Consider the following 21,248-nt stretch of genomic DNA (forward strand, 5'->3'; position numbering starts at 1 on the left):
GTCACTGTCCTCCTGATTCGCTGGTGGCCCCGCTGAGGGCTCCGAGCACGGCGGTGTGGTCGTCATTGCCGAGCACCGTCCAGCCGGCCTTCTCGAGGGCGGTCGATTCCTCGTCGAGTTCGTAGACCACGGCGATCCGCTGTTCGGGCCAGTAAAGCTGAGGGGTGATGCCCTCCAGCTCTTCGCCGAACTCGGGCGTCGGCACGGCAGGGTCGGCGGCGAGCCGGCGCAGGAACTCCAGCTCGTCCTCGTCAGCGTCCTCGAAGATCTCGTCCCAGACCGGATTGTGGGCGGAGACCCCGGTCTCCGCCTTCACCGGGGTCTCGACCGGTGTCACCGGAGCAGGAGCGGCCACCACGGCCGCCTCCCCGTACACCTCCCCCAGGATCTGTTCCACGGTGCCGGTGGTCGCGTTGATCGCCCCGTGCACCGACGTCTGGAAGCCGGTCACGTTGCTCCACAGCAGCCAGCGGGACCACGCCTGGCGGAACTCTGCGGTCCCGACGGCGGCCGGCGAGTCGTCGAGCACCAGCACGTTCCGTACGGCGACGCCGGCCCGGGTGATCTCCCCGGCCGCCAGCATCTGGACCGCGCCCTCGGCGCGAACCCACCAGGGCGTCTCCGGGGTCATCTTCAGGTGGGTGGCCAGCGACCCGACCTCGACCCCGAACCGCTTGGCGTCGTCCTCGCCGAGGGGGTGCTTCTGCAAAGGACCCGGCGCCAGTCCGGCGCCCAGGTCCGCGACCTTGCGCCACGCGACCAGGTCCGGCTCGTTGATCCAGGCCCACAACAGTTCCATCGAGCCGCCGCCCAAGGCCCGGAGGATGGCCGGCTTCATCGCGTGCCGCTGCTGGAGGCTGGCAAGGATCGGCGGGGTGATCCACCCGTCCAGTTCCGTCGCGGCGTCCGGCCCGGCGCGGAACCGCTCCACGTCCGTGGCGGTGATGGCCCAGGGGACGTAGCCCCGACCGCGCAGGCGCTGGCGCTTGACGGCGTCGTCGCCCGCCCGGTTGTACGCCGGGGTCGCGTGATAGGTGTAGCCGTCGGTGTAGATCGGGATCTCGGGCAACTGTCCGATCCCGGGACGCAGCAGGAAGTCTGGCCGGGTGCCGTCCAGGTCCACCTGGGGCTGCAACCGCCAGACGAACCGCTGGTTGGGCAGTTGGAACTGCACTTCCTCGCCGCGTGCACCGGGGCGTTCCGTGATGTGGGCGCCCACGGTCTTGAGCCGTTCCTTGAGTGCGCGCCGGAAGTCGGTCTCCAGGGCGGACTCGGCGGACGCTGGCCCGGCCTGGCCCTGCTGCACGGTCCACGTCGCCAGGGTGGGTTCGGCGCTGCCCTCATCCGGCGCCTCGGTGCCCTCCGCACCGTCGGCTTGCTCGCCAACGCCGAGCAGTTCGCCGAGGAGGCGTTCGGCGACGACCCGTGAGACGTAGTCCTCGGCACCCCGCGCGGCGTAGGGCAACAGGCACTGGTGGCAGGCGCGTCGGTCCTCTTCCTGGCACGAACAGCTCCGCACCACGTCCCACGCCGCCTTCAGGATCCCGAACACGGTCACCGGGTCCTTGAACGCGGCCAGGTAGCCGGTCCCGCCGGGGACGGTGTCGTGGATGAGCAACGCCTGGCGGCCGTGCTGGTCCTCCGGTTCCGGGATGGTGAACGCCGCGACCTGGCCGTGGGTGCCGCCCAGGTGGCGGGCCAGCCCCAGCTGCACCGCTGCCGTCAGGGTCGGGTACGTGAAGACATCAGAGAACGCCGGGCTTGCCGGCAGGTGCAGCTTCACGCCCTGAGTCCGCAGCCGGTGGGCCAGCAGCAAGTCGACCGTGTGCTCCTCGTCAGAGGCCCGGTGCCGGCACCAGAACCGGTGCTCGTCCTTGGCGTTGGCCCGGCGGTTGGTGTCCTGCTGCCCGCAGTACGTGCACAGGGTGAACAGGGGGGGGTAGTACGTTCCGCCGGCGAGGACCCGGGCTCCGCCGCGGCGGCCGGCCGAGCCGAGGTTCAAGCCGGTCACGGTGGTGTGCCGCAGGTACTCGACGCCCAGGCCAGTCGACTCGACGGACCAGCTCGATTCCACGCCTCCGGGTTCCACGTCCGCCACGGGGACCACGGTGAACTGGTGGCGCTGCCGCTCGTCCCGGGAATCGGTGATGGTGGACTCGTCACGGCGGATCTCGGCGCTGACCTTGGTGAGCTCGACGGCGGAGAACACCTGGCCCTGGTCGTTGATGCCGGTGGCCCGGCAGCGGGGGCAGTCCGCGGCCAGGCCCAGGTAACCGGCCGTCTCGCCGCCGGCGCGCTCGACCGGATGGATCCAGCCGCAGCCCGGGCAGATCTGCCAGTACTGCACCTCCCGCAGTTCGGGCCCCAGGTCCACGGCGTCGATCGCGATCTCCATGCCGTAGGCATAGAACGTCGCCCCCGGCGCGAGCTCGTGGATCGCGACGGCGGCGGTCCGCTCGAGCGTCCGCGTCTCGGCCTCGAATTGCTGGGTGTCCTCATTTCGCCAGGAGATCCCGACGTCGAGCATGACCGGGTCGCCGATCAGGGTGTAGTTGGGGAAGACGCCATAGCGTTCCAGCGCCGAGATCCACCAGTCGCCGTTGGCGTCCATCAGCTCGGCATTGAGCCTGCGCAGCTGAGCCCGGGCGGACTTCACGTCCCGCTCGGCCTCGCGCACCTTCTCATGCTCCGCGTCGCCGTAATCGTGCAGACGCTGCTGGTACTCGGCGTCCAGGGCCGTGACGGCGTCGTCCACGTCCCGGATCCGGTGCCGCAGGTCCTCCAGGGACTGGTTCCACTCGTGGCTGGCCCGCTCCAGCGCCGGCCCCAGGTCATCGGCGGCCCACCGGTGCAGGCGTGCCCGGCCGTCGTCGGAGACCTGGCCGGAGAACTGGTCGAGGAAGGCATCGACGACTGCCCCGCCGCCGTCGCGGACGAGTCCGAGCATCTGGTCCAGGTAGGTGCCCTCGACCGTCGAGCCCATGACCTTGGCCACGCGGCGCGGGTGCACCGCCTTCTCGTCCCGGGCCAGCAGGTCGCCGAGGTAGGCAGTGAACTGGCGGGTGAGGATCTCCTCGGCCTCCAAGTAGGTGGCCGGCGGCCGGACCTCGCCGTTGATGACGGAGAGCGGGTCGTAGAGCTTGGGCAGGTGCTGGCCGCGGCCCCGGGCGAACGCCAGCACGAGGGAGTTGCCCGTCAGGCGCCCGGCCCGGCCGACGCGCTGGACGTAGTTGGCCACGGTCGGCGGCAGCGACGCCAGGATGACGCAGGAGAGGTCTCCGATGTCGATGCCCATCTCCAGGGTGGGCGTGGCCACGAGGACGTTGGGGTCATCGGGATGCTGGTGGGTGCGCTTGAAGGACTCCTCGTAGTCCAGGCGGACCTCCTCGTCCAGGAGGGACGAGTGCTCGCGGGCCACCACCCGGCGGGCCTGGCTGGAGGAGTACAGCTCGCGGTAGTAGTTGCCGTCCGTGATCTCGACGCGACCCAGCTCGCCTGGGCAACTGGTCTGCAGGCACGGCGCCCCGTCCAGCTGGTCTGCCACCGAGGGCGTGCCGTAGGTCTGGGTCGTGCAGACGCTGCAGGCCAGGGCGTACGTCCCCGCGGCCAGCCCGCCGGCCGTGGGCACGGAGACCAGGACCTGCTCGGGAGTGAGCGCGTAGGCCGTGGCGGCGCGGTCCGTGGACAGGGCCGTGACGGTGCCGTGGTCGGCGAGGACCTGGAACAGCCGGCGAATCAGGGCCGGGGCGTCGTCGGGGGCCACGCCGAGGGTGCGGGAGGTCCACTGGGCGTACCAGCTGGAGCGCGGGGTGACCGGGTCCAGGCCGTCCTTCGGATCCGTCGAGCCGACCACGGGGAATGCCGGCGCGGGGCGTCCCTTCGGGAAGGCGGGCATCCCCTGTCCGCGGGGGCGGCCGCCCCAGAGCCAGTAGCGCTTGCCGTCCTTCTCGACGTACTTGCGCAGCCAGTCGTGCAGGATGCCGCCCTGCAGGCGCATCCTCACGAGCACGCCGCGTACCCAGTGCAGGTACTGCTCGGCGGTGGGCAAGGCGACGTCGGGCAGCATGTTCGTCGCCGAGGCCCAGGCCTGCTCGGCGGCGGCGAGCACCTTGGCCCGCGGGCCGGCGTCGGCCTCCACCACCACGGAGCCGGTGAGCTCGAGCGTCCGGCCCAGCCGGGCATTGAGCCCGAGTTCCAGGCCGGCGTCGAAGAGCAGGCGCCGGCGCACCCGGTTCCGGGCGGAGCTGCGCGCACGGGGCGCGGCGTCGTCCTGCCAGTACTCCGCGAAGCCGTCGCGTTCGCTCAGGTCCGGCGGGACGAGCCGGTATCGCTCGAACGGGGCGTCGGGCCCGTCGGGGATGGCCATGGCCCGTTCCACCAGCTCGTGGAGGTTCAACACCTCCTGCGAACCCTCGTCGGGGTGGTCCCCGAAGGCCCGGCGCAGGGCGGTGCGCAGGGTGAAGGTGTGGGAGCGGGCCTGGATGAACCCGGTGCGGTGGGCGGCGTCCTGGACCGAGTCGGTGAAGACGAGCGCCTTCTTCTCCACCGCGTCCAGGTCCGGGTCGCCGAACAGGTTGGAGACGGCCACGGAGGTCAGGGTGGCGATGGCCGAGCCCATGAACCGGATGGCGTCCTCGGCCTCGCAGGCCGGGCAGACGTCCTTGCGGGAGAGCTCCCCGGCCTCCAGCCCGGTGAGGCACTTGACCGGGATGATCATGCCGCGGCGGTAGTCGGGGTCGTTCTGCTCCGGCGGCTCCACGCCCAGCGTGCGGTTCTGCAGGTGGAAATAGCGCAGCCCGGAGTCCTTGGTCTCGGCGCCGGTGCGGTGCTCGCGGAAGGAGTCCTCCGCCTCGTTGGCGGCGTAGAGCAAGGTGCGGAAGCTGGCGTCGTCCGTGGCGGAGGCCTTGCGGATCTCGGCCGGATCCATGGTGAGGTCGGTCTGGGTGGGCGCGAGCTTGGCACCCCAGCCGTTGCGGCCGCAGTGCCGGCAGTACACGGCCGGCAGGTAGGCGGTGAAGGTCTCGGCCTCGTCCTCGGTCGGTTCGGCGGGCGGGTCATCGCCCCAGCGCAGCTGGTGCTCGATGTCGACCTTGGCGTCGATGCGGCTGAGCTCGCGGATCCACAGGTGGGTTTCCACGGTCAGCGCCTCGCGGCCGGCTTCGGCCCGCACGTGGGAGTAGAGGGCCAGGACGTGGCTGAGGTATTCGGCGGCGTCATCCAGCGCGGTGCCGGTGAGGTCCGGTCCCAGCACGGCCCGGGCCAGGTCCCGGATCCCGACGGCGGCGCTCGTCTCGGCCACGAGGCGCTCGGTGAGCGGGTGGTGCCGCAGGGCGGCGAGCAGGCTCTCCGGGTCGCGCGCCGGGACCGCGGTGAACAGGGAATCGAGCACGGCGCCGAAGAGCGTCTCGGGACGGGCGTCGTCCTCGGCGACGACTGTGTTGGTCTCGTCGATTCGTTGGGTAAGGTCTGCCACCAGCCGCGGTGCGCAGTCCGGCGTGGGACTGAGCCGCCGCCAGGCGTCGGCGTCCATCCGCGACTCGGTGATGAGGGCGTCCTCGCCGAACTCGACGCCGAAGATCTCCCGGGCGAAGTCGAGCATGGCCCCGGCTCCCCCGCTGCCGCCGAGGGTCGCCGACGTCGCCACGGGGGTCACGATGCCCAGCGGGCGTTGCCGGTCGGCCTCCGTGATCCGCGGGGCCAGGTCCGTCAGGTCCTCCGGCCAGGCAGACTTCAGGGCCAGCCCGAGGCGCCGCAGCAGCATGGCGACGTCGGTGCCCTGCGCGCCGTCGTAGGTGTGGAACTCGTCCAGCACCAGGTACTGCAGGGAGGTGGCGGAGGCCGTCCAGAGCCGGGCGTCCTCGTGACGCAGCAGCAACTGGTCGAGCATCTTGTAGTTGGTGAGCAGGATGTCCGGCGGGTCCTGGCGCATCACGGTGCGGTCGGTGATGAGCCCGGCCGCCGTCACGTGGCCGCGCTTCTCGTGGGACTGCTGTCCGGTGTACAGCGCGGCCCGGACGCCGCCGAGTTCCGGTTGCGAGGTGATGAGGCTCGCGAGGCGCCCGGCCTGGTCGTTGGCCAGGGCGTTCATCGGGTAGAGGATGAGCGCCTTGATCCCCTGCTGCCCCTGCCGCTGGGCGCGGAGCACGTGGTCGAGGATCGGGTAGAGGAACGCCTCGGTCTTGCCCGAGCCGGTGCCGGTGGTGACCAGCGTCGGTTCCGGCCTCTGGTAGGCCTCGGTGCCCGGTCCGAGAGAACTGAGCCGCTGGAACGCCTGGGCCTGGTGGCTGTAGGGCGTGAAGGAGCCCGCGTAGTGCTCCAGGCACTCACGCCACCCGTCCCGGGCGGGCTCGAACGGCAGCCGCAGCCGCACGAACGGTCCCTTGAACATGCCGTTCTCGGGGTCGGTGAGGAACCGATCGATCGCCGCCTGCGCCGAGGAGTCGGACAGCGCGAACGTGGTGGTGAGGTAGTCCCGGATGCCCATGACGAGGTCCGTGGCCTGCCGGGTGGGAAGAAGTTCAGGCACCGGCCGTCACCGATGCCATCTCCTCGTCGTCCTCGAGGATTCGTCCGTGTTCCTCCAGCTGCGCGCTGAACTTCGCGTAGGCGGCGCACATGTCCTCTTCCCGGTCGAACCCGCGGAATGGAAACTCGAAGACGTACTCCACCTCGCTTTGCGGATGTGTCCAGGTCCGGTCTTCGAGCGTCATTACCTCTCCGCCGACCGTGCGATACAACTTGTTCATCTCGCCGGGGACTTTACGTCCATTGGTGTCGTATAAGTCTCTGCGATCGTAGCCAAACATCACGGAGAACTGAGTGCGATAGATCTGGCAAAGGTCTTCTGCGCTCAGGCCAAGTGACATCGCAACTAACACATCGATTTCAATCTGCGTTTGAAGTCGCTCCCGATCTCGACGAGCCGGAAAATTCCAATCCCAATTTCGATTCAATACGGAAGCACATAGATCTCCATAAGCGTTAGACAAAGCTTGGAGCCTCATTGTTCGCTGCACAATAGCTGAATCTATCCGCACATCTTTCCCCGGTGCGAACGGCAATGCAGCCTTCAGGTCCGAACTAAACGTAGACGCTGCAGATAGCCTTATCCAGAAGTCAAGCAGAATAGAAGACAAATATCCTCCGAGCAATACCAATCCGAACTCATCACTATCTTCTGTTTTAGAGATCGAGCCAAAATCTTTAATGCGTAGACTATTCACCGCGTGAACATGCGCGGCCCCCGGGGGTTGTAAGGCGGCAAATAGAGTCCTCTCATTCCTGAGTGGGAGCATGTTTCGCACGAATACTCTATAAACAGACCGCGATCTTACTCGCTTTCCTTTAATCTCCCATATGACGTCACCAGCGTCATATACGTCTCGATCGACAGCTGGTTGATAACTGGTACGAGGAATAAAGTTCTCAGGCAGCTCTTCAAGGTCTATCGCAACGGTGTCTTGGTTATGCAACATCGATTCATTTGGTTGCTTAGAGAAGGGGTTAGCGACAGAGAAATGCGGACCTTGCAGGATGACATCGTTCCATGACCTATTGATCGTCGAGCCAACGTCGAAGTAGCCCTTCTTCCTGTCATTCGTCTCATTCCAACCAGACGAAGTCTGAAGCGGGAACCGTCGAAGTCGGGGCATTGCCGCCATTTTCTCAAGAACACTCATGATCGGCTGACTGATTGCGTATACCATCCGCGTCTCAAGAGAAGAGGATCCGGGAGGCTCGAGGATGTCGCGCCAAGTCGATAAGGATTCGCCGTCCACGTGAATAATGCGTGCAGCATGCGGTCGAGCGTCCCAATTGCCCTCGTCATCTTTGAGTCCGGGCGGCAGCCCGCCACCATCATGATCGAAGGATCTCTCTACAGTCTCTGGGTGGTATAGTGAAGCCGCCATAAGAAAGCTCGGCGAATCAGCGACGTCGCCATATATGTTGACCCCATAAGTATGCTTATCGCTAATCTCGAACAGCATCAAAGAATTTATGAATTGCCAATGACGCCGGAGGCGTCTGTATGTTGCGGCCCGCAGTTGCTTGGCGCTGGGTTCCGTGAAGTGGGACTCTGGATGAATAAGCGAAACGATCCCGCGAGGAGCGCTGTTCTTCCATGTCCTTTCCATGAATCCTCGGTATAGGTCCGGTCTAAGCGAAGACACGACCGGGTACACGGGTCGTGAGGTCAGGATAGCTCGAAATGCCGTGATTTCTGCGGCTGTGGTATTCATGAATTCTCGATGCTCTGGGCTGGCTAGGGCCTTTTTGCGCCGATCTTGTTGAGCTAATTGCGTTGTCCGTTCGTGGACTTGCCACCACGGATCGAACTCTGCGTACACTGCGCGCTCGTCCCAGTCGGGTCGCACCCACGGCGGGTTTCCCACCTGCAGGTCAAAGCCACCCCGGGCAAAGACCGGGGCGAACTCCAATTCCCAGTGGAAGAAGCCCTGCTCGGCGGCCACGTCGTCGCAGACCCCGAGCCACGCGAAATCGACCTCGTTGGCGATCGCGTCGTGCCGAAGCGCGCCGGCGAAGTCCAGGTCCAGCTCCTCGGCGGCGTTCAGATCCTGCCAGTTTGCCGTGGACAACAGGCTCTGCTGCCCGGCCGTCCGTGATGACTTACCGGGCTTGCCGAGCATGGCCTCCAGGCCGTCGATCCACTCGTCCACGGTCGGCGGGTTGGTCTCCCGTTCGGTGAGCGGCCAGTACCAGAGTGCTGTCCAGGCATCCATAACGCGCTTGAGCCGACGGTAGGCACCATCCGGATCGGCGAGGGACGCCTCGATCTCGCTGCGGGTCACCACCGTCGACTCCGGTTGCCGTTCGTGGGGGAAGTAGTCCACGAACCGCTTCGCCTGCTGCTCGGCGATCTGGAGACGCCGGAGCACGATCTTCCACAGGGTTTCCACTCGTTGGGAGAGCGCCAGCAGTCGGGTCTTCTGCCTGTTATTCAGGGCATTACGCGTGGACTTGGCCCAGGACTTGAGCTTCTTCTGTTCGTCGGCGGCGAGGTCCTTGACCTCCTTTGCGTCGGCGGCGGCACCCCAGCCCTCACCGGGCAGCAGAAAGTGGTGGATCCGTCCCGCGGGAGCCGGGTCGTCGCCGTCGTGCTCTATGGCCTCAGCGAGGCCGGTGAGGGGGTGGGCCTCCGGTTCCTCGGAGAGGTACTTCTTCTTGTCCACCGCGTAGGTGGAGTACGTGGCGCGACGGGCGCCGACGAGGGAGTTGCCGCGCTTCAGGCGCAGCCCGAACCACGGGGCATGCAGGCCCGGCTGCATGGTGTCCAACCAGAGCGACACCTCGGCCAGTTCCACGGCGGTCGCGTTGAGGTCCACTCCGTGCACCTGGTGCAGGGCGATCTGTGCCTTGACCCGCTGCAGCTCCTGGGCATACTCCTCGGCGGGAATCTGACGGTCCAATTCCGTCTGCTTGCGCGTCAGGTACTCGTCAGCCAGCTGGCGGACGGCTTCGATGGCGAAGGCGCCGGACCCGAGGGCCGGCTCGCACACCGAGAGCTCGAGGACCCGGTCCGCCGGGGTGTCCTCGTCCAGCAGTTCCTCGAGCGCCTGGGACACGACGAAGCGGGTGAGCACCTCGGGGGTGTAGTAGGAGGCCGACTGCTGGCGTTCGCGGCCGGCCAGCCGGAACACGAACCCGCCCTTGGGATGGATGACCGGCTCGGGCAGTCCAGTCTCCTCGTCGATCCGGGTCACGAAGTGCCTGGGGTCGATGTCCTGGGCGCGCTCGACGGGGACCACCCAGGAGCCCTTGGACCCGTCGCCGTTCTTGGCGACCTCGCGCAGGTCGGTCTCGGCGATGAAACCGGTGTAGGACATCAGTCCCTCGTAGACCGCGCCGAGCTGGTTGATGCCGAGGTTGGCGTAGGAGATGAAGCCGCGCTGCCCGGAGGAGCCGGGCTTGCTGAGCAGCAGGCGTTCCAGGACGCGCTGCAGTTCGCCGTTCCCCAGGCCGACCTCGTCGATGAGTGCGGTCCGGGAGGGGTGGAACAGGTCGGCCTCCAGCGACTCGAAGTGCAGGCCCGAGTCGGCTTCGAGGAGCTGCTCGTCTTCTGCACCAGCTGCTTCCCCGGTCGGTTGGTCGGCCGGGGACTGCTGGCTGGCGTGGTCACCGTTGACCAGCTGGAAGAGCAGGGCGAGGGACTCGTACAGGTGAGTTCCACGTTCTGCCGCCGAACTAGTGAGGTCCACCTGGAGGAGCTCGCGAAGCCGGTCCAGGCCGTACCCGGCGTCGTACTCCCCCGCCCCCTTCGGGAGCACCCCCAGCTCGGGCGAGGCCTCGGCGTAGAGCAGGAAGAGGATTCGGTAGAGAAACCGCAGGGACTGCCGGGCCAGGGCCTGCCCGTCGACGTCCGAGTTGGACAGTCCCCGCGCGGTGCGGCGGCGCAGGACGTCGTTGGCGATGATCTCGATGGACTCCCGGATCCCGTCGCGCAGGTCCCGGGAGACGCCGACGGCGTGCTCGTGGGACTCGGCCAGGCGCTCGTCCCACCACAGGGTGCCGTCTTCGGTGGGTACCAGGGAGTTGCGGCCGACCATCGCCAGCAACCGGTCAACTTCTCCGCCCTTGCGGGTCTCGTTCCGCTCAGCGATCAGCTGGGCATCCACGGCCAGGTAGCGGCCCTCGGGCCACCGCTCGCGCTCGGTGAGGTAGAGGATGCCGCCGGCCGCGACGACGACATACCGCGGCTTCGGCTCGGCCAGGTACAGCTCTGACAGCAGCTTGCTGACCGGCTGGTCCGGCCGCGGTGTGCCGTCCACGGTGTTGGTGCCGTAGAGGACGGTCTGGTCCAGGCCGGCGTCGGTGCCGGTGACGGGCGCGGCGTCCAGCCAAAGCACCTCCGCGCTGCCGCCGAGCGGGACCGCACTGACCGTGAGGTCCTGCTGACCCCGCTCCAGGGTAATCTCCTGCATGGTCCCGTGGAGTCCGAGGACGGTCCGCAGGTGCGCGTAGGCCTCGGCGGCGCGAGCGGCAACGTCCTGCCCGGCCTGGGCATCGGCGCTGATCTCGGCCATGGCGGTCTGCAGCGCCAGGCGGTCGTGGGAGAACCGGGTGACGGGAGTGGAGTGGCCGTCCTTGGCGTCGGCGTCCCACTGGGTGCGAAGCTTCTTGACCTCGTTCTGGAACGTGACGCCCCGGCCGTCGTCGGTGAAGTAGTGCTCGCTGATCCAGTCCTCGACGACGACGATCGATTCGTAGCTGGTCACCGGTTCTCCTTCTGGTCGGCGGTGCGGGTGGTGCGGGGTACGACGGCCAGCAGTGGCCGCACGAGTTCCTGGTCCGGGGAGAGGTCCTGGGCCAGGCGCCGTTCCTCCTTGACGCGGTCGGTGCGCTGGCGGACCTCGGCGCGCTGGATGAGGGCGTCCGATTCGTGGGTCCACTGCTCGGCGCGGGCCATCCACTCCTCCAGCTGGTCGCTGGCCCGTTCGGTCAGAGCAGAGCGGACCATGGACAGGTGTGCCGTGGCGGTGTCGACGGCGGCGGGCAGCCGGTCCTGCAGCCCCGCCACCGGGACCGGTCCCGGGTTCGGTGCCTTCCCGTCCAGGCCGATCTCCTCGAAGAACTCCGCGACGCTGGAGATCGGGGTGGCGAAGCCCGCGGAGACGGACATGAACGTGCGGTTGAGGACCTGCCCGCGTCGGTTGGTGATGGTGCCCAGCAGCAGGAAGGTCGACTCATCCACGTCACCGCGGATCGCCGGGACCTCGTTGCGGGACATCGAGGCCAGGGCCCGGTCCCCGGCCCAGTCGAGCACCGGGTGGAGCGGTCCCAGGTAGTGGGCGGCCGGCCAGTTCGTGTCCTCGGAGGCACGGGCATGGTCTAAAGACTGCTGACCGACCGCGCGGGAGGTGGCCAGCAACAGCTGCTCCGTGACCTTGCGCTCGCTCAGGTAGTCCTGGGGCAGGAACCGCAGCCGCTTGCGCAGGTCCTTCGGCGGTTCCAGGGAGGCCACGTGGTAGGTGCTGTCCACGGACCACTTCACCGTGCGCTCCGGGTCCCCGAACGCCTCCTGTAGCGCGTCGTCCAGGTAGTCCAACTGTGAATCATAGAGGCCCCACGAGTCGGCGACGCGGACGGCCGACGTCGTGCCGTCACCCCCTGCTTCGTGTACCGGCTGGGAGCCGGACCGGGGCGCGGAACCGGGGCCGCCGTCGTCGGGGGGCGACTTCGGTTCGTCCCCCTCCAGCCCGGCCAGCAGCGCCTCCAGCGAATCCGGCGCCCACTGGGGCTCGTCCGGGACGACCTCCTCGAGGTCCTGGCCGTAGGCGAGCATGTCCCGGATGGCTTTCTCCTCGGCTTCCACGGAGTGCCGGCCCATCAGGACGGCGACGTCGTCCAGGGCACGGTGCGCCTCGTGCTCCTTCTCGACCAGCCGGGTGAAGACGCGGACGTCCCCGGAGAAGCGCTCGTCGGTGGGTTCGAGCAGCAGGGTGGTGATCTGCGGGGTGTGCTTCTGCCCGTAACGGTCGATGCGGCCGTTGCGCTGCTCGATGCGGATCAGCGACCACGGGATGTCGTAGTGGACCAGGTGGTGGCACTGGGCATGCAGGTTGACGCCCTCGGAAGCGACGTCGCCGGTGACGAGGACGCGCAGCTCGGAGTTGCCGCGCTTGAAGTCCTCCACGGTGTCCTGCTGCTCGACGTCCGAGAGGCCGCCGTGGAGCAGGCCGATGTTGGCAGGCTTCAGACCCAGCGCCTCGGGCAGGGCGGCGTGGAGGAACTTCAGCGTGGCCACGCGCTCGGCGAAGACGACGGCGCGGGTGGAGTTGCCCTTGCCGACGCCGATGTCCTTGAGGTGGTTCACCAGGGCGGTGAACTTGGCGGAGGGATTCTGCTGGGCTTCCTCCGCGAGTAGTTGGAGACGGCGCAGGGCCTCGACCTCGGCCGGGCCGGCGTTCTTGGCGGGCTGCAGACGTTCGCGGATGGTCTCGGCGAGGGCGGCGGGGCTCGACAGGAAGGCCTTGGCCAGCGTCCAGCCGAAGAGTCCGTTGGTACCCGGGGAGCCGTGCGGGTTGTGGAGCCAGGTCTCGGAGAGTTCCGTGGCGATGGCATCCTCGGCGGTGCTGGCCGGGATGAGCCTGTTCTGCGGCTCGGCGCGTTCGGCCCAGTCTGCGCCCACCTCGCGGGCGACCTCCGGGGAGTACCGGTGGCGGCGGATCACGAGCTTTTTAACGGCGTCCCGGTCGATGTCCCCGTTGGGGTGCACGGCGGTGGGGTCGAGCAGGCGCACCAGCTCAGCGAAGGACTCCTTCTTGCCGTTGTGCGGCGTGGCGCTGGCGAGGATGAGGGCGTCGGTGCGCGGAGCGAGCAAGCGTGCCAGCTCGTTGTTCAGGGTGCCGGTGTTGGTCAGGTTGTGGGACTCGTCGATGACGACGGCGTCCCAGCGGCGCTTCTCAAGGTGGGCCCGGTAGCGCGGGGTCTTCAGGGTGTCGATGGAGATGATGGCGCGCTTGAAGTAGGTGAACGGGTTGCGCGAGGCGGGGATGGTCTGGCGGACCCGCTGGATGCCGACCGAGTCCAGCCGAACGAACGGCAGGGCGAAGCGGGTCCACATCTCGTGCTGCATCTGCTCCAACACGTGGCGCGGGGTGACGATGAGGATGTTCTCACCGCGGCCGCGGACGACCAGCTCGGAGAGGATCATCCCGATCTCCAGCGTCTTGCCGAGGCCGACGGCGTCCGCGATGAGGATGCGCGGCCGGATGTTGGAGGGATCCAGGGCCTTGGCGACGGCGGTCCGCTGGTAGCCCAGGGCGTCTGCGAGCATGCGGGTGCTGACGGTGAGTTCCGGACTGATGGACGGCACCGGGGTCTTGCGCAGGGTGGTCTCGAGGAATAGCCGGGTGAGTCGGTAGTGGGCGGTGGGGTCCGCGACGATCTTCGCGTTGCGGGGATCCACGACGTCGATGCGGTCCAAGTCGGAGTAGAAGGCGGCCTCGGTGTCCCGGACCAGCTCGCTGAGGCCCTGGACCTTGATGAGGGTGCCGGAGGTGGTGGCGGAGGCGGAGGTGATGACCCAGTCCTCATTCCGGACGCGGACCACCGAGCCGGGTGAGACGTTCAGATCCACGGAGGTGGGTAAGCCAACGGTCACGGTTCACGGCTCCTTCGCGCGTGGATTCACGGGGATGTGAAATACCTATACTCAAGATACGACACCAGCCGGTGACTTCGACGCATAGAGGTAACCGTGGTGGTCACTTCGGTGTGCGCCTCGCCCTACTCGACGGACTTAGCTCTTCCCTCGCTCTCCCAACGTCCCCAAAGGTCTTGAAGTTGGTGTCAGTGAGGCTCGATAGCTCCAGCGGCGTTTGAAGATTCCCGGTTCCATAGCCTTCTGCTCCCATCCGGATGACGCCACCTGGACCGTTCAAGGCCCCTGCGCCTGAAAATATCTCGACGCCGCGCGGGGCCCATGACCCACGTTCGGTCCACTCGGGCACTGCAGCGCAACCCGTGACTTATCCGTGGTAACGCCGTAACAACATCTAGCCGTCAACACGCCTAACTTTGCGTGACGCACGGGTATGACCTTTCGCGAGAATCCGCGGTTTTCGATCCATGGCCCGGTTCTCGGCAGGTTTCGGAGACCATGTGTCCCTCATGGCGGACTTCCGCCAAACCTTCCATCGTCCCCATGCTGAGTGCTGTGACACGCTCTCACCAGTCCAACGCGCCGTCACTCTGAGGAGAAAGGCGGTGCCGACTGTGGCCATTCTGTGGCCACAGGCGCAGTAACGTCGCATCACGAGCAGGCACAGAACAGAAGCAAATGCGCGTGATTCCGGGGAAGTTGGGACACGCCGAGGCTGCCCGAAACCCGCCATTCCAGGGTCGCCCAAACTTGAAGACCAGTAGGCGGTGACCCCGTCTCAAGGGTTCAAATCCCTTACCATCCGCGTCCAGGAGCCGGAGCCCGCACAGGGTTCCGGCTCCTGCTGCATCCTGGCTCTTGTGGTTTTCAGGGACGTTACCCAGACTTCACCCAGGTGTGGTGGACTTCATCAGGACACCGTTGCGCCGATCACACTGGTCGGCTCTGGTGGTCCACGGGCGTCAGCCCCCTGACCGCTCGCACCACATCATTGGGACACACGAGGGAAACACACATGTCGAAGCAGCCTTCCAAGGCCGTGCTCGCCGGTGTGCTGTCCGCGGGGCTGCTGGCCAGCCCCCTGGCAGCACTGCCGGCCACGGCCACCACCACGGACACCGGGTCCGGCGCCACACCTGAGGTCCTGCCGGCCGCACCCGGCACCGAGACCATCTCCATCCTCAGCTTCAACGACTTCCATGGGGCACTCTCGGACGAGTACTCCGGGACTCAGTTCGCTGACACCGTGGAGGACTACCGCACCGCTTTCGCAGCCGTCCACGGTGAGGACAGGGTGCTGCTGACCAGCGCCGGTGACCTGATCGGCGCCTCCGCCTCGGTGTCCAACGTCCAGGAGGACGAGCCGACCATCGAGATCATGAACGCCCTGGGGCTGGCCGTCAGCGCCGCCGGCAACCACGAGTTCGACAAGGGTCTGGACGACCTGCGGGACCGGGTCCTGCCGCTGGCGGACTTCGAGATCGTCGCAGCGAACTTCGTAGACCCCACCACCCGCGAGCCGGTCCTTCCCTCGCATGACCTGTTCGAGGTCGGCGGAGTCACCGTGGCCGTGATCGGTGCGGTGCCGAACAACCTGTATGCCACCACCACCGGCGCCGGGCTGGAGGGCAACGAGGTGATCGACCTCGTCGAGGGAGTGAACACCGTGGCCGCGGAGCTGGAGTCCTCCGGTGCCGCAGACATCATCGTCGCCTCCTACCATGACGGCGCATCCGGCAACGGCGCTCTGGCCGATGAGATGGCCTCCTCCGAGGTCTTCCAGAGCATCGTGCAGGACACCGACCCGGCCGTGGACGTGATCTTCAACGGTCACACCCACCAGACCTACAACTACGAGACCACGGTCGGCGGCACTGAGCGCCCTGTGGTCCAGGCCGGCCAGTCCGGGACCAAGCTGGCCGCTGTGGAGCTGCAGATCGACACCGCCACCCAGGAGGTCGTCGCCTACAGCTCCGAGCTGATCGACCGCTCCACCCAGGCGCCGGCCGAGGCCGCCGCCGAGTCCCCGGTGACCGCAGAGGTCTACGCCCTGGAGCAGGCCGCCGTGGCCGAGTTCGAGGAGCTGCAGTCCACCGTGATCGGTGAGATCGACGCCTCGATCACCACCGACTACCAGACCCGCATCGCCGAGAACGGCGCCTGGCGAGCCGGCGGCACCCGCCGTGCTGAGACCACCCTGGGCAACTGGGCCGCCACCGCCATCAAGGACCGCGTGAGCCTGACCAACCCGGAGGTCGACCTCGGCGTCACCAACGCCGGTGGACTGCGCGCGGAGCTGCTCTACGACAAGTTCACCGCCAGTGGACAGTTCTCGGACAAGCCCGCCGATCTGCACGGCAAGGTGACTCTGGGAGAGATCCTGGACTTCGCCCCGTTCGGCAACACCCTGGTGTACTTCGACATCCCCGGTTCCTCCATCAAGCAGGTCCTGGAGGAGAACTGGCAGGACGACCGTCGCACCTTCACCCTGGGTTGGTCTGAGGACCTGACCTGGACCTACGACGACACCCGTGCGCAGGGCGACCACGTCACCGGCATCTGGATCGACGGCGAGCCGGTGCAGATGGACGAGATGTACACGGTGGGCACCCTCTCCTTCCTGGCGGACACCGCCTATCTGGAGTCGGGCTCCTCCGCCCCGGACGGCTACGCCGGATTCGCGCAGGGTCGTGAGAACTTCGTGGACCTGGGCATCGCGGACAACCAGGCCTTCCAGGAGTACGTCGAGGCCCAGACCGCCGCGGAGGGCAGCATCAAGCCCGACTTCTCCACGCTCGGCGTCGAGGTCAAGGACCACACCGAGGAGCTCGCCGCCGGCGCACCGCTCACCCTCTCCCTGGGCAGTCTGGAGATGGACTCCGACGGCGCCGGTGACGCCGTTCGCGTGGACGTCTCCTTCGAGTCCGAGACCGGCACCGTGACCGAGCTGGGCACCGTCCAGGTCCCCGCCGAAGGCGAGACCGCGGACCTGACCTCCCTCACTGCACCGCAGACCGAAGGGGCCGGCGAGCTGGTCATGACCGTGACCTACGACGACCAGTACGCCACCACCACCGTGGTGCGCGCCCCGCTGACCGTCGGAGCCGCCACCGAGGAGCCGGGCCTGCCCAGCATCGCTGAGATCCAGGGCACCGGGGACACCACTCCGTTCGAGGGCCAGACCGTGACCACGGAAGGCGTGGTGACCGCGGTGTACTCCACCGGCGGATTCCGCGGCTACTACATCCAGACCGAGGGCTCCGGCGGCGCCGACGACGCCACTCCGGGCGCCTCGGACGGCATCTTCGTCTACTCCCCTCGCACCGTGGAGAACGCGGAGCTGGGCCAGCTGGTGCAGGTGACCGGTGAAGCCACCGAGTACTACGGTCTGACCCAGATCAGCGTGCGCGATGAGCTCACCGTCCTGGACCGCGAACCGGAGCCGGTGCAGCCCACTGAGCTGACCTTCCCGCTGACCGAGCAGGAGCGCGAGGCCCACGAGGGCATGCAGATCGCTCCGGCCGGCGACTGGACCATCACGGACAACTACACCCTGAACCAGTACGGCACCCTGGGTCTGACCCCGGGCACCGAGCCGCTGAAGAACCCGACGACCGTGGCCGCCCCCGGTGCCCCCGCGCAGGCGGTGGCAGAGGAGAACGCCCAGAAGCTGATCGTGCTCGACGACGGAGCCTCCATCAACTTCATGCGGTCACCGGGCAACCGGAACACCCTGCCCTACCTGGACCTGAATGACCCGGTCCGCGTCGGCTCGGCGGTCGAGTTCACCACCCCGGTGATCCTGGACTACCGGTACGACGCCTGGTCCTTCCAGCCGCTGGTGCACGTGACCGACCAGACCCCGGCGCAGCTGCAGCCGGCTCAGTTCGAGAACACCCGGATCGGCGAGGAGACCCCGGACGCGGTGGGCGGCAACGTCTCCGTGGCCACGTTCAATGTGCTGAACTACTTCACCACCCTGGGCGATCAGTACCCGGACTGCCGGGCCTACACCGACCGTGAGGGCAACCCGATCACCACCAACTACTGCGAGCCGCGCGGCGCCTATGACGCGGAGAACCTGAAGCGTCAGCAGGACAAGCTCGTGTCCGCCATCAACGGGCTGGACGCCTCGGTGGTGGGACTGGAGGAGATCGAGAACTCGGCGAAGTTCGGCCACGATCGTGACCGTGCCCTCGCCACGCTGGTGGAGGCCCTCAATGCCGATGCCGGCACCACGAAGTGGGCCTACATCCCGTCCCCGAAGAACCAGCCCTCGATCGAGTCTCAGGACGTGATCCGCAACGCGTTCATCTACCAGCCCCGGACCGTCCGCCCGCTGGGCGAGTCGGTGCTGCTGGACGACCCGGTGAACTTCGACAACGCTCGTGAGCCGCTGGCCCAGCGGTTCATGGCCGTGGGCGGCAATGCCTCCACGCAGTTCATCGCCATCACCAACCACTTCAAGTCCAAGGGCTCCTCCGGGGCCACGGGCGAGAACCGGGACTCCGGTGACGGGCAGGGCGCGTACAACGCCGACCGGGTGGGACAGGCGCAGGCCCTGGTCGCCTTCGCTGAGCGTCTGAAGAAGGACACCGGGACCGAGAAGGTCATCCTGATGGGCGACTTCAACTCCTACGAGCAGGAGGACCCCATCAAGGTGCTGGAGGCCGCCGGGTACGTCTCCCAGGGCGCCAAGACCGGCGACTACACCTACACCTACGACGCGGCCGTGGGCTCGTTGGACGGGGTCTTCGCCAACCAGGCGGCAGACCAGAAGGTGACCGGTGTGGACATCTGGAACATCAACGCCGATGAGCAGATCGCCTTCGAGTACTCGCGGTACAACTACACCGCGGAGGACCTCTACCGTCCGGACCAGTGGCGCTCCTCCGACCATGACCCGGTCAAGGTCGGACTGCAGCTGGATCTCACCCCCGGCCACGGTGGCCCGAACCCCGGAAAGGGGAAGGGCAGGGGCAACCGATGACCTGCTGATCAGGTCCTGACGGCGGGCCCACCCCACTGAACACGACTGGAGGTCAGTTCTCCACCTCATCCACCCGGATTCGGGGGGTTTGACGTGGAGAACTGACCTCCAGTTGCGTCTGAGGGGGTCAGCGTGGGGCGGCCGCGCGGCGCAGGACATCTCGGGCGGCGGCGTCGGCGTCACCCAGCGTCATCGCCCGGCCGTCCGGGTCCTGTCCGGTCTCGGCGGCGATCGCCGTGCCCCACTGGACCGAGGCCAGCTGCAGCCCCAGCACGTAGACCCCGGTGCGGACCTGTCCCTCCGCAGAGAGGAGCTGATACGGGCGCTGGGTCACGGCGAAGCCCCGTCCGGGGATCTGCCCGCCCTCCTCGTCCTCGGCGAGGTACGGAGTGGCCAGTCCGGAAGAGAGCATTCCCGCCACCAGCGCACTGGCCGAACGCTGCACGCGGTTGGCCGGCATCATCGCCTCGATCAGCCAGCTGCCCCGCTGCACGTCCTGCGGCTCCTCGCCACCGCCCACCTGGGGACTGGACACGGTGAACTGCCCTCGTTCCTGGTCCACCTCGACCTGCGGGTCCGGCCCGGCGAACCGGACCAGTCCGGCCCGGGCCACCGCCAGCAGCTGCTCCACGCGCAGCAGGGGCGGGCCGGAGGCCAGGCCCTCGACCAGGGTCTCGAACCAGCCCATGACATCGCGCAGCCGGGAGGCATCGGTGATCCGCCCCTCGGCCACGAGCCGCTTGACCAGCAGCCGCGCCGCATGCAGGGTCCCCACCGCCACCATCAGCGGAGAGTCCTCGCCCTGGGCGGCCTCCCCGCAGATGCCCTCCAACAGGTCCTGCACCGCATCCTGGTACTCCTCGCCGCTGGTGAACACCCGCTCGGCGAAGGGACGGCCCAGGGCGCGGATGTCGAAGAACGGCATGCCCGGCGCGTACCGGTGCAGCAGCTCCTGGGCCTGCCGCGCGGTCACGGGCTCACCTCGCCCGGCCGCCTCCAGCAGCCCCACCAGCCCGGAGAAGAACTCCGCCGCCCGCTCCACCCCGCCCAATGCCTCCGGCCGGGTCCGTACCAGGTGGTGGTAGTACGCCCGGATCACGTCCCGGTGGATCAGCGGCCACAGGTGGACCCCGAAGTCCAGCGGCCCGTGGGCCCGCTCCAGCTCCTGCACCACCGGCGCCACGAAGTACTTCAGCGAGACCCCGTGCGGCACGAAGCTGTCCAGTTCGGCCTTGGGGAAGTACGGCGTCCCCCGGCGCGAACACGGGTGCAGCACCGGTTCCTCTCCGGAGGGCAGATACCGCAGCGCACGCCCGGGCCCCTCGCCACTGTGCTCGAACGTTCCCCCGCGCCCGAGGGTGAACTGGGCGAGCGCGTCGAAGAAGTTCAGGCCCATGCCGCGCACCAGGACGTCAGCCCCGGCGGGCACGGAGTCGTCGTCCAGATCGCAGGGGATGTTCGGCGCGCGGTAGTGCAGTCCCAGCTGTCCGCCCACGGTGGCCAGCCGGTCCTGCTCCCGTGTGGGGCGGGCCGGCACGTGCCCCACGGCCAGCACCACGGAGTCGGCGGTGAGCTCTCCGCCTGCCCAGTCCAGCCTCCATCGGCCGTCCTGCGCCTCCTCCAGTCCGGTCACCTCGGCACGGATCCACTCCACCTTCCCGACGACGTCACACGCCTCCAGCGCCTGCGTCACCTTCGCGTACAGCTCGGCCAGGTAACGGCCGTACATGGCGCGCGGCGGGTAGTCGTTGCGCCCCAGACCGGCGCTGTCCCGCGGGTGGGTCTGCCGCCACTCCTCGAAGGAGCCGCCCACCGAGGAGGTGACCAGGCCTTCGTCACCGGTGGGGGCCGCCGTCGGGAAGAAGGAGGGGGTGTTCATCAGCAGCAGCGGTGACTGATCGGTGCGCCAGACGTGACCGGGCCCCGGCTCGTCCGGGTCCAGGACCACGATCCTCAGCTCGATCCCGGCCGGCTCCGGTGACCCGTGTTCCAGATGGGCCAGGAGTCGTTCCAGGAACGAGGTGCCGCGAGGCCCGGCGCCCACCACGGCGACGGTCACGGGGCGGGCGGGGACGGCAGTGGCCGAGCCGGGCATGGAGTCGGGTCCTTCCGAGAGTGGTTGCGGACCTCTCCAGG

Annotated in this window: 5 protein-coding genes; 1 reads left to right on the forward strand and 4 read right to left on the reverse strand. The window is 67.8% G+C overall.

Annotated elements, in window-relative coordinates:
- Position 1 precedes the first annotated feature (1 nt).
- Genes ACEXHE_RS07340 through ACEXHE_RS07350 form a run of 3 tightly spaced genes read right to left on the reverse strand, consistent with a single transcriptional unit; the run spans position 2 to position 14,122 of the window.
- A complete protein-coding gene (locus ACEXHE_RS07340) occupies positions 2-6,526 on the reverse strand; it encodes a DEAD/DEAH box helicase (protein ID WP_374785293.1) in 6,525 nt (2,174 codons plus the stop codon).
- Positions 6,519-11,234 (reverse strand): DNA methyltransferase, encoded by a 4,716-nt coding sequence (locus ACEXHE_RS07345; protein ID WP_374785294.1) that lies wholly within the window; start codon positions 11,232-11,234, stop codon positions 6,519-6,521. The genes ACEXHE_RS07340 and ACEXHE_RS07345 overlap by 8 nt, the downstream gene beginning before the upstream one ends.
- Positions 11,231-14,122: a helicase-related protein gene (locus ACEXHE_RS07350; protein WP_374785295.1), complete on the reverse strand. Its 2,892-nt coding sequence runs from the start codon at positions 14,120-14,122 to the stop codon at positions 11,231-11,233. The genes ACEXHE_RS07345 and ACEXHE_RS07350 overlap by 4 nt, the downstream gene beginning before the upstream one ends.
- 1,015 nt (positions 14,123-15,137) lie before the next feature.
- On the opposite strand from ACEXHE_RS07350, the gene ACEXHE_RS07355 reads away from it, so the two are divergent.
- Entirely contained in the window at positions 15,138-19,112 is a 3,975-nt protein-coding gene (locus ACEXHE_RS07355; RefSeq protein WP_374785296.1) for an ExeM/NucH family extracellular endonuclease, read from the forward strand.
- 127 nt (positions 19,113-19,239) lie between these two features.
- On the opposite strand, the gene ACEXHE_RS07360 is transcribed toward ACEXHE_RS07355, so the two are convergent.
- Positions 19,240-21,207: an FAD/NAD(P)-binding protein gene (locus ACEXHE_RS07360; protein ID WP_374785297.1), complete on the reverse strand. Its 1,968-nt coding sequence runs from the start codon at positions 21,205-21,207 to the stop codon at positions 19,240-19,242.
- Positions 21,208-21,248 lie beyond the last annotated feature (41 nt).

Origin of the sequence: Micrococcus sp. IITD107, assembly GCF_041927415.1 — a bacterium.
Taxonomy (GTDB): Bacteria; Actinomycetota; Actinomycetes; order Actinomycetales; family Micrococcaceae; genus Citricoccus; species Citricoccus terreus.

Bases quoted from the DNA above. Each gene is read 5' to 3' on its own strand.
- ACEXHE_RS07355 (WP_374785296.1), top strand. From the start codon at position 15,138: ATGTCGAAGCAGCCTTCCAAGGCCGTGCTCGCCGGTGTGCTGTCCGCG.
- ACEXHE_RS07360 (WP_374785297.1), bottom strand. From the start codon at position 21,207: ATGCCCGGCTCGGCCACTGCCGTCCCCGCCCGCCCCGTGACCGTCGCC.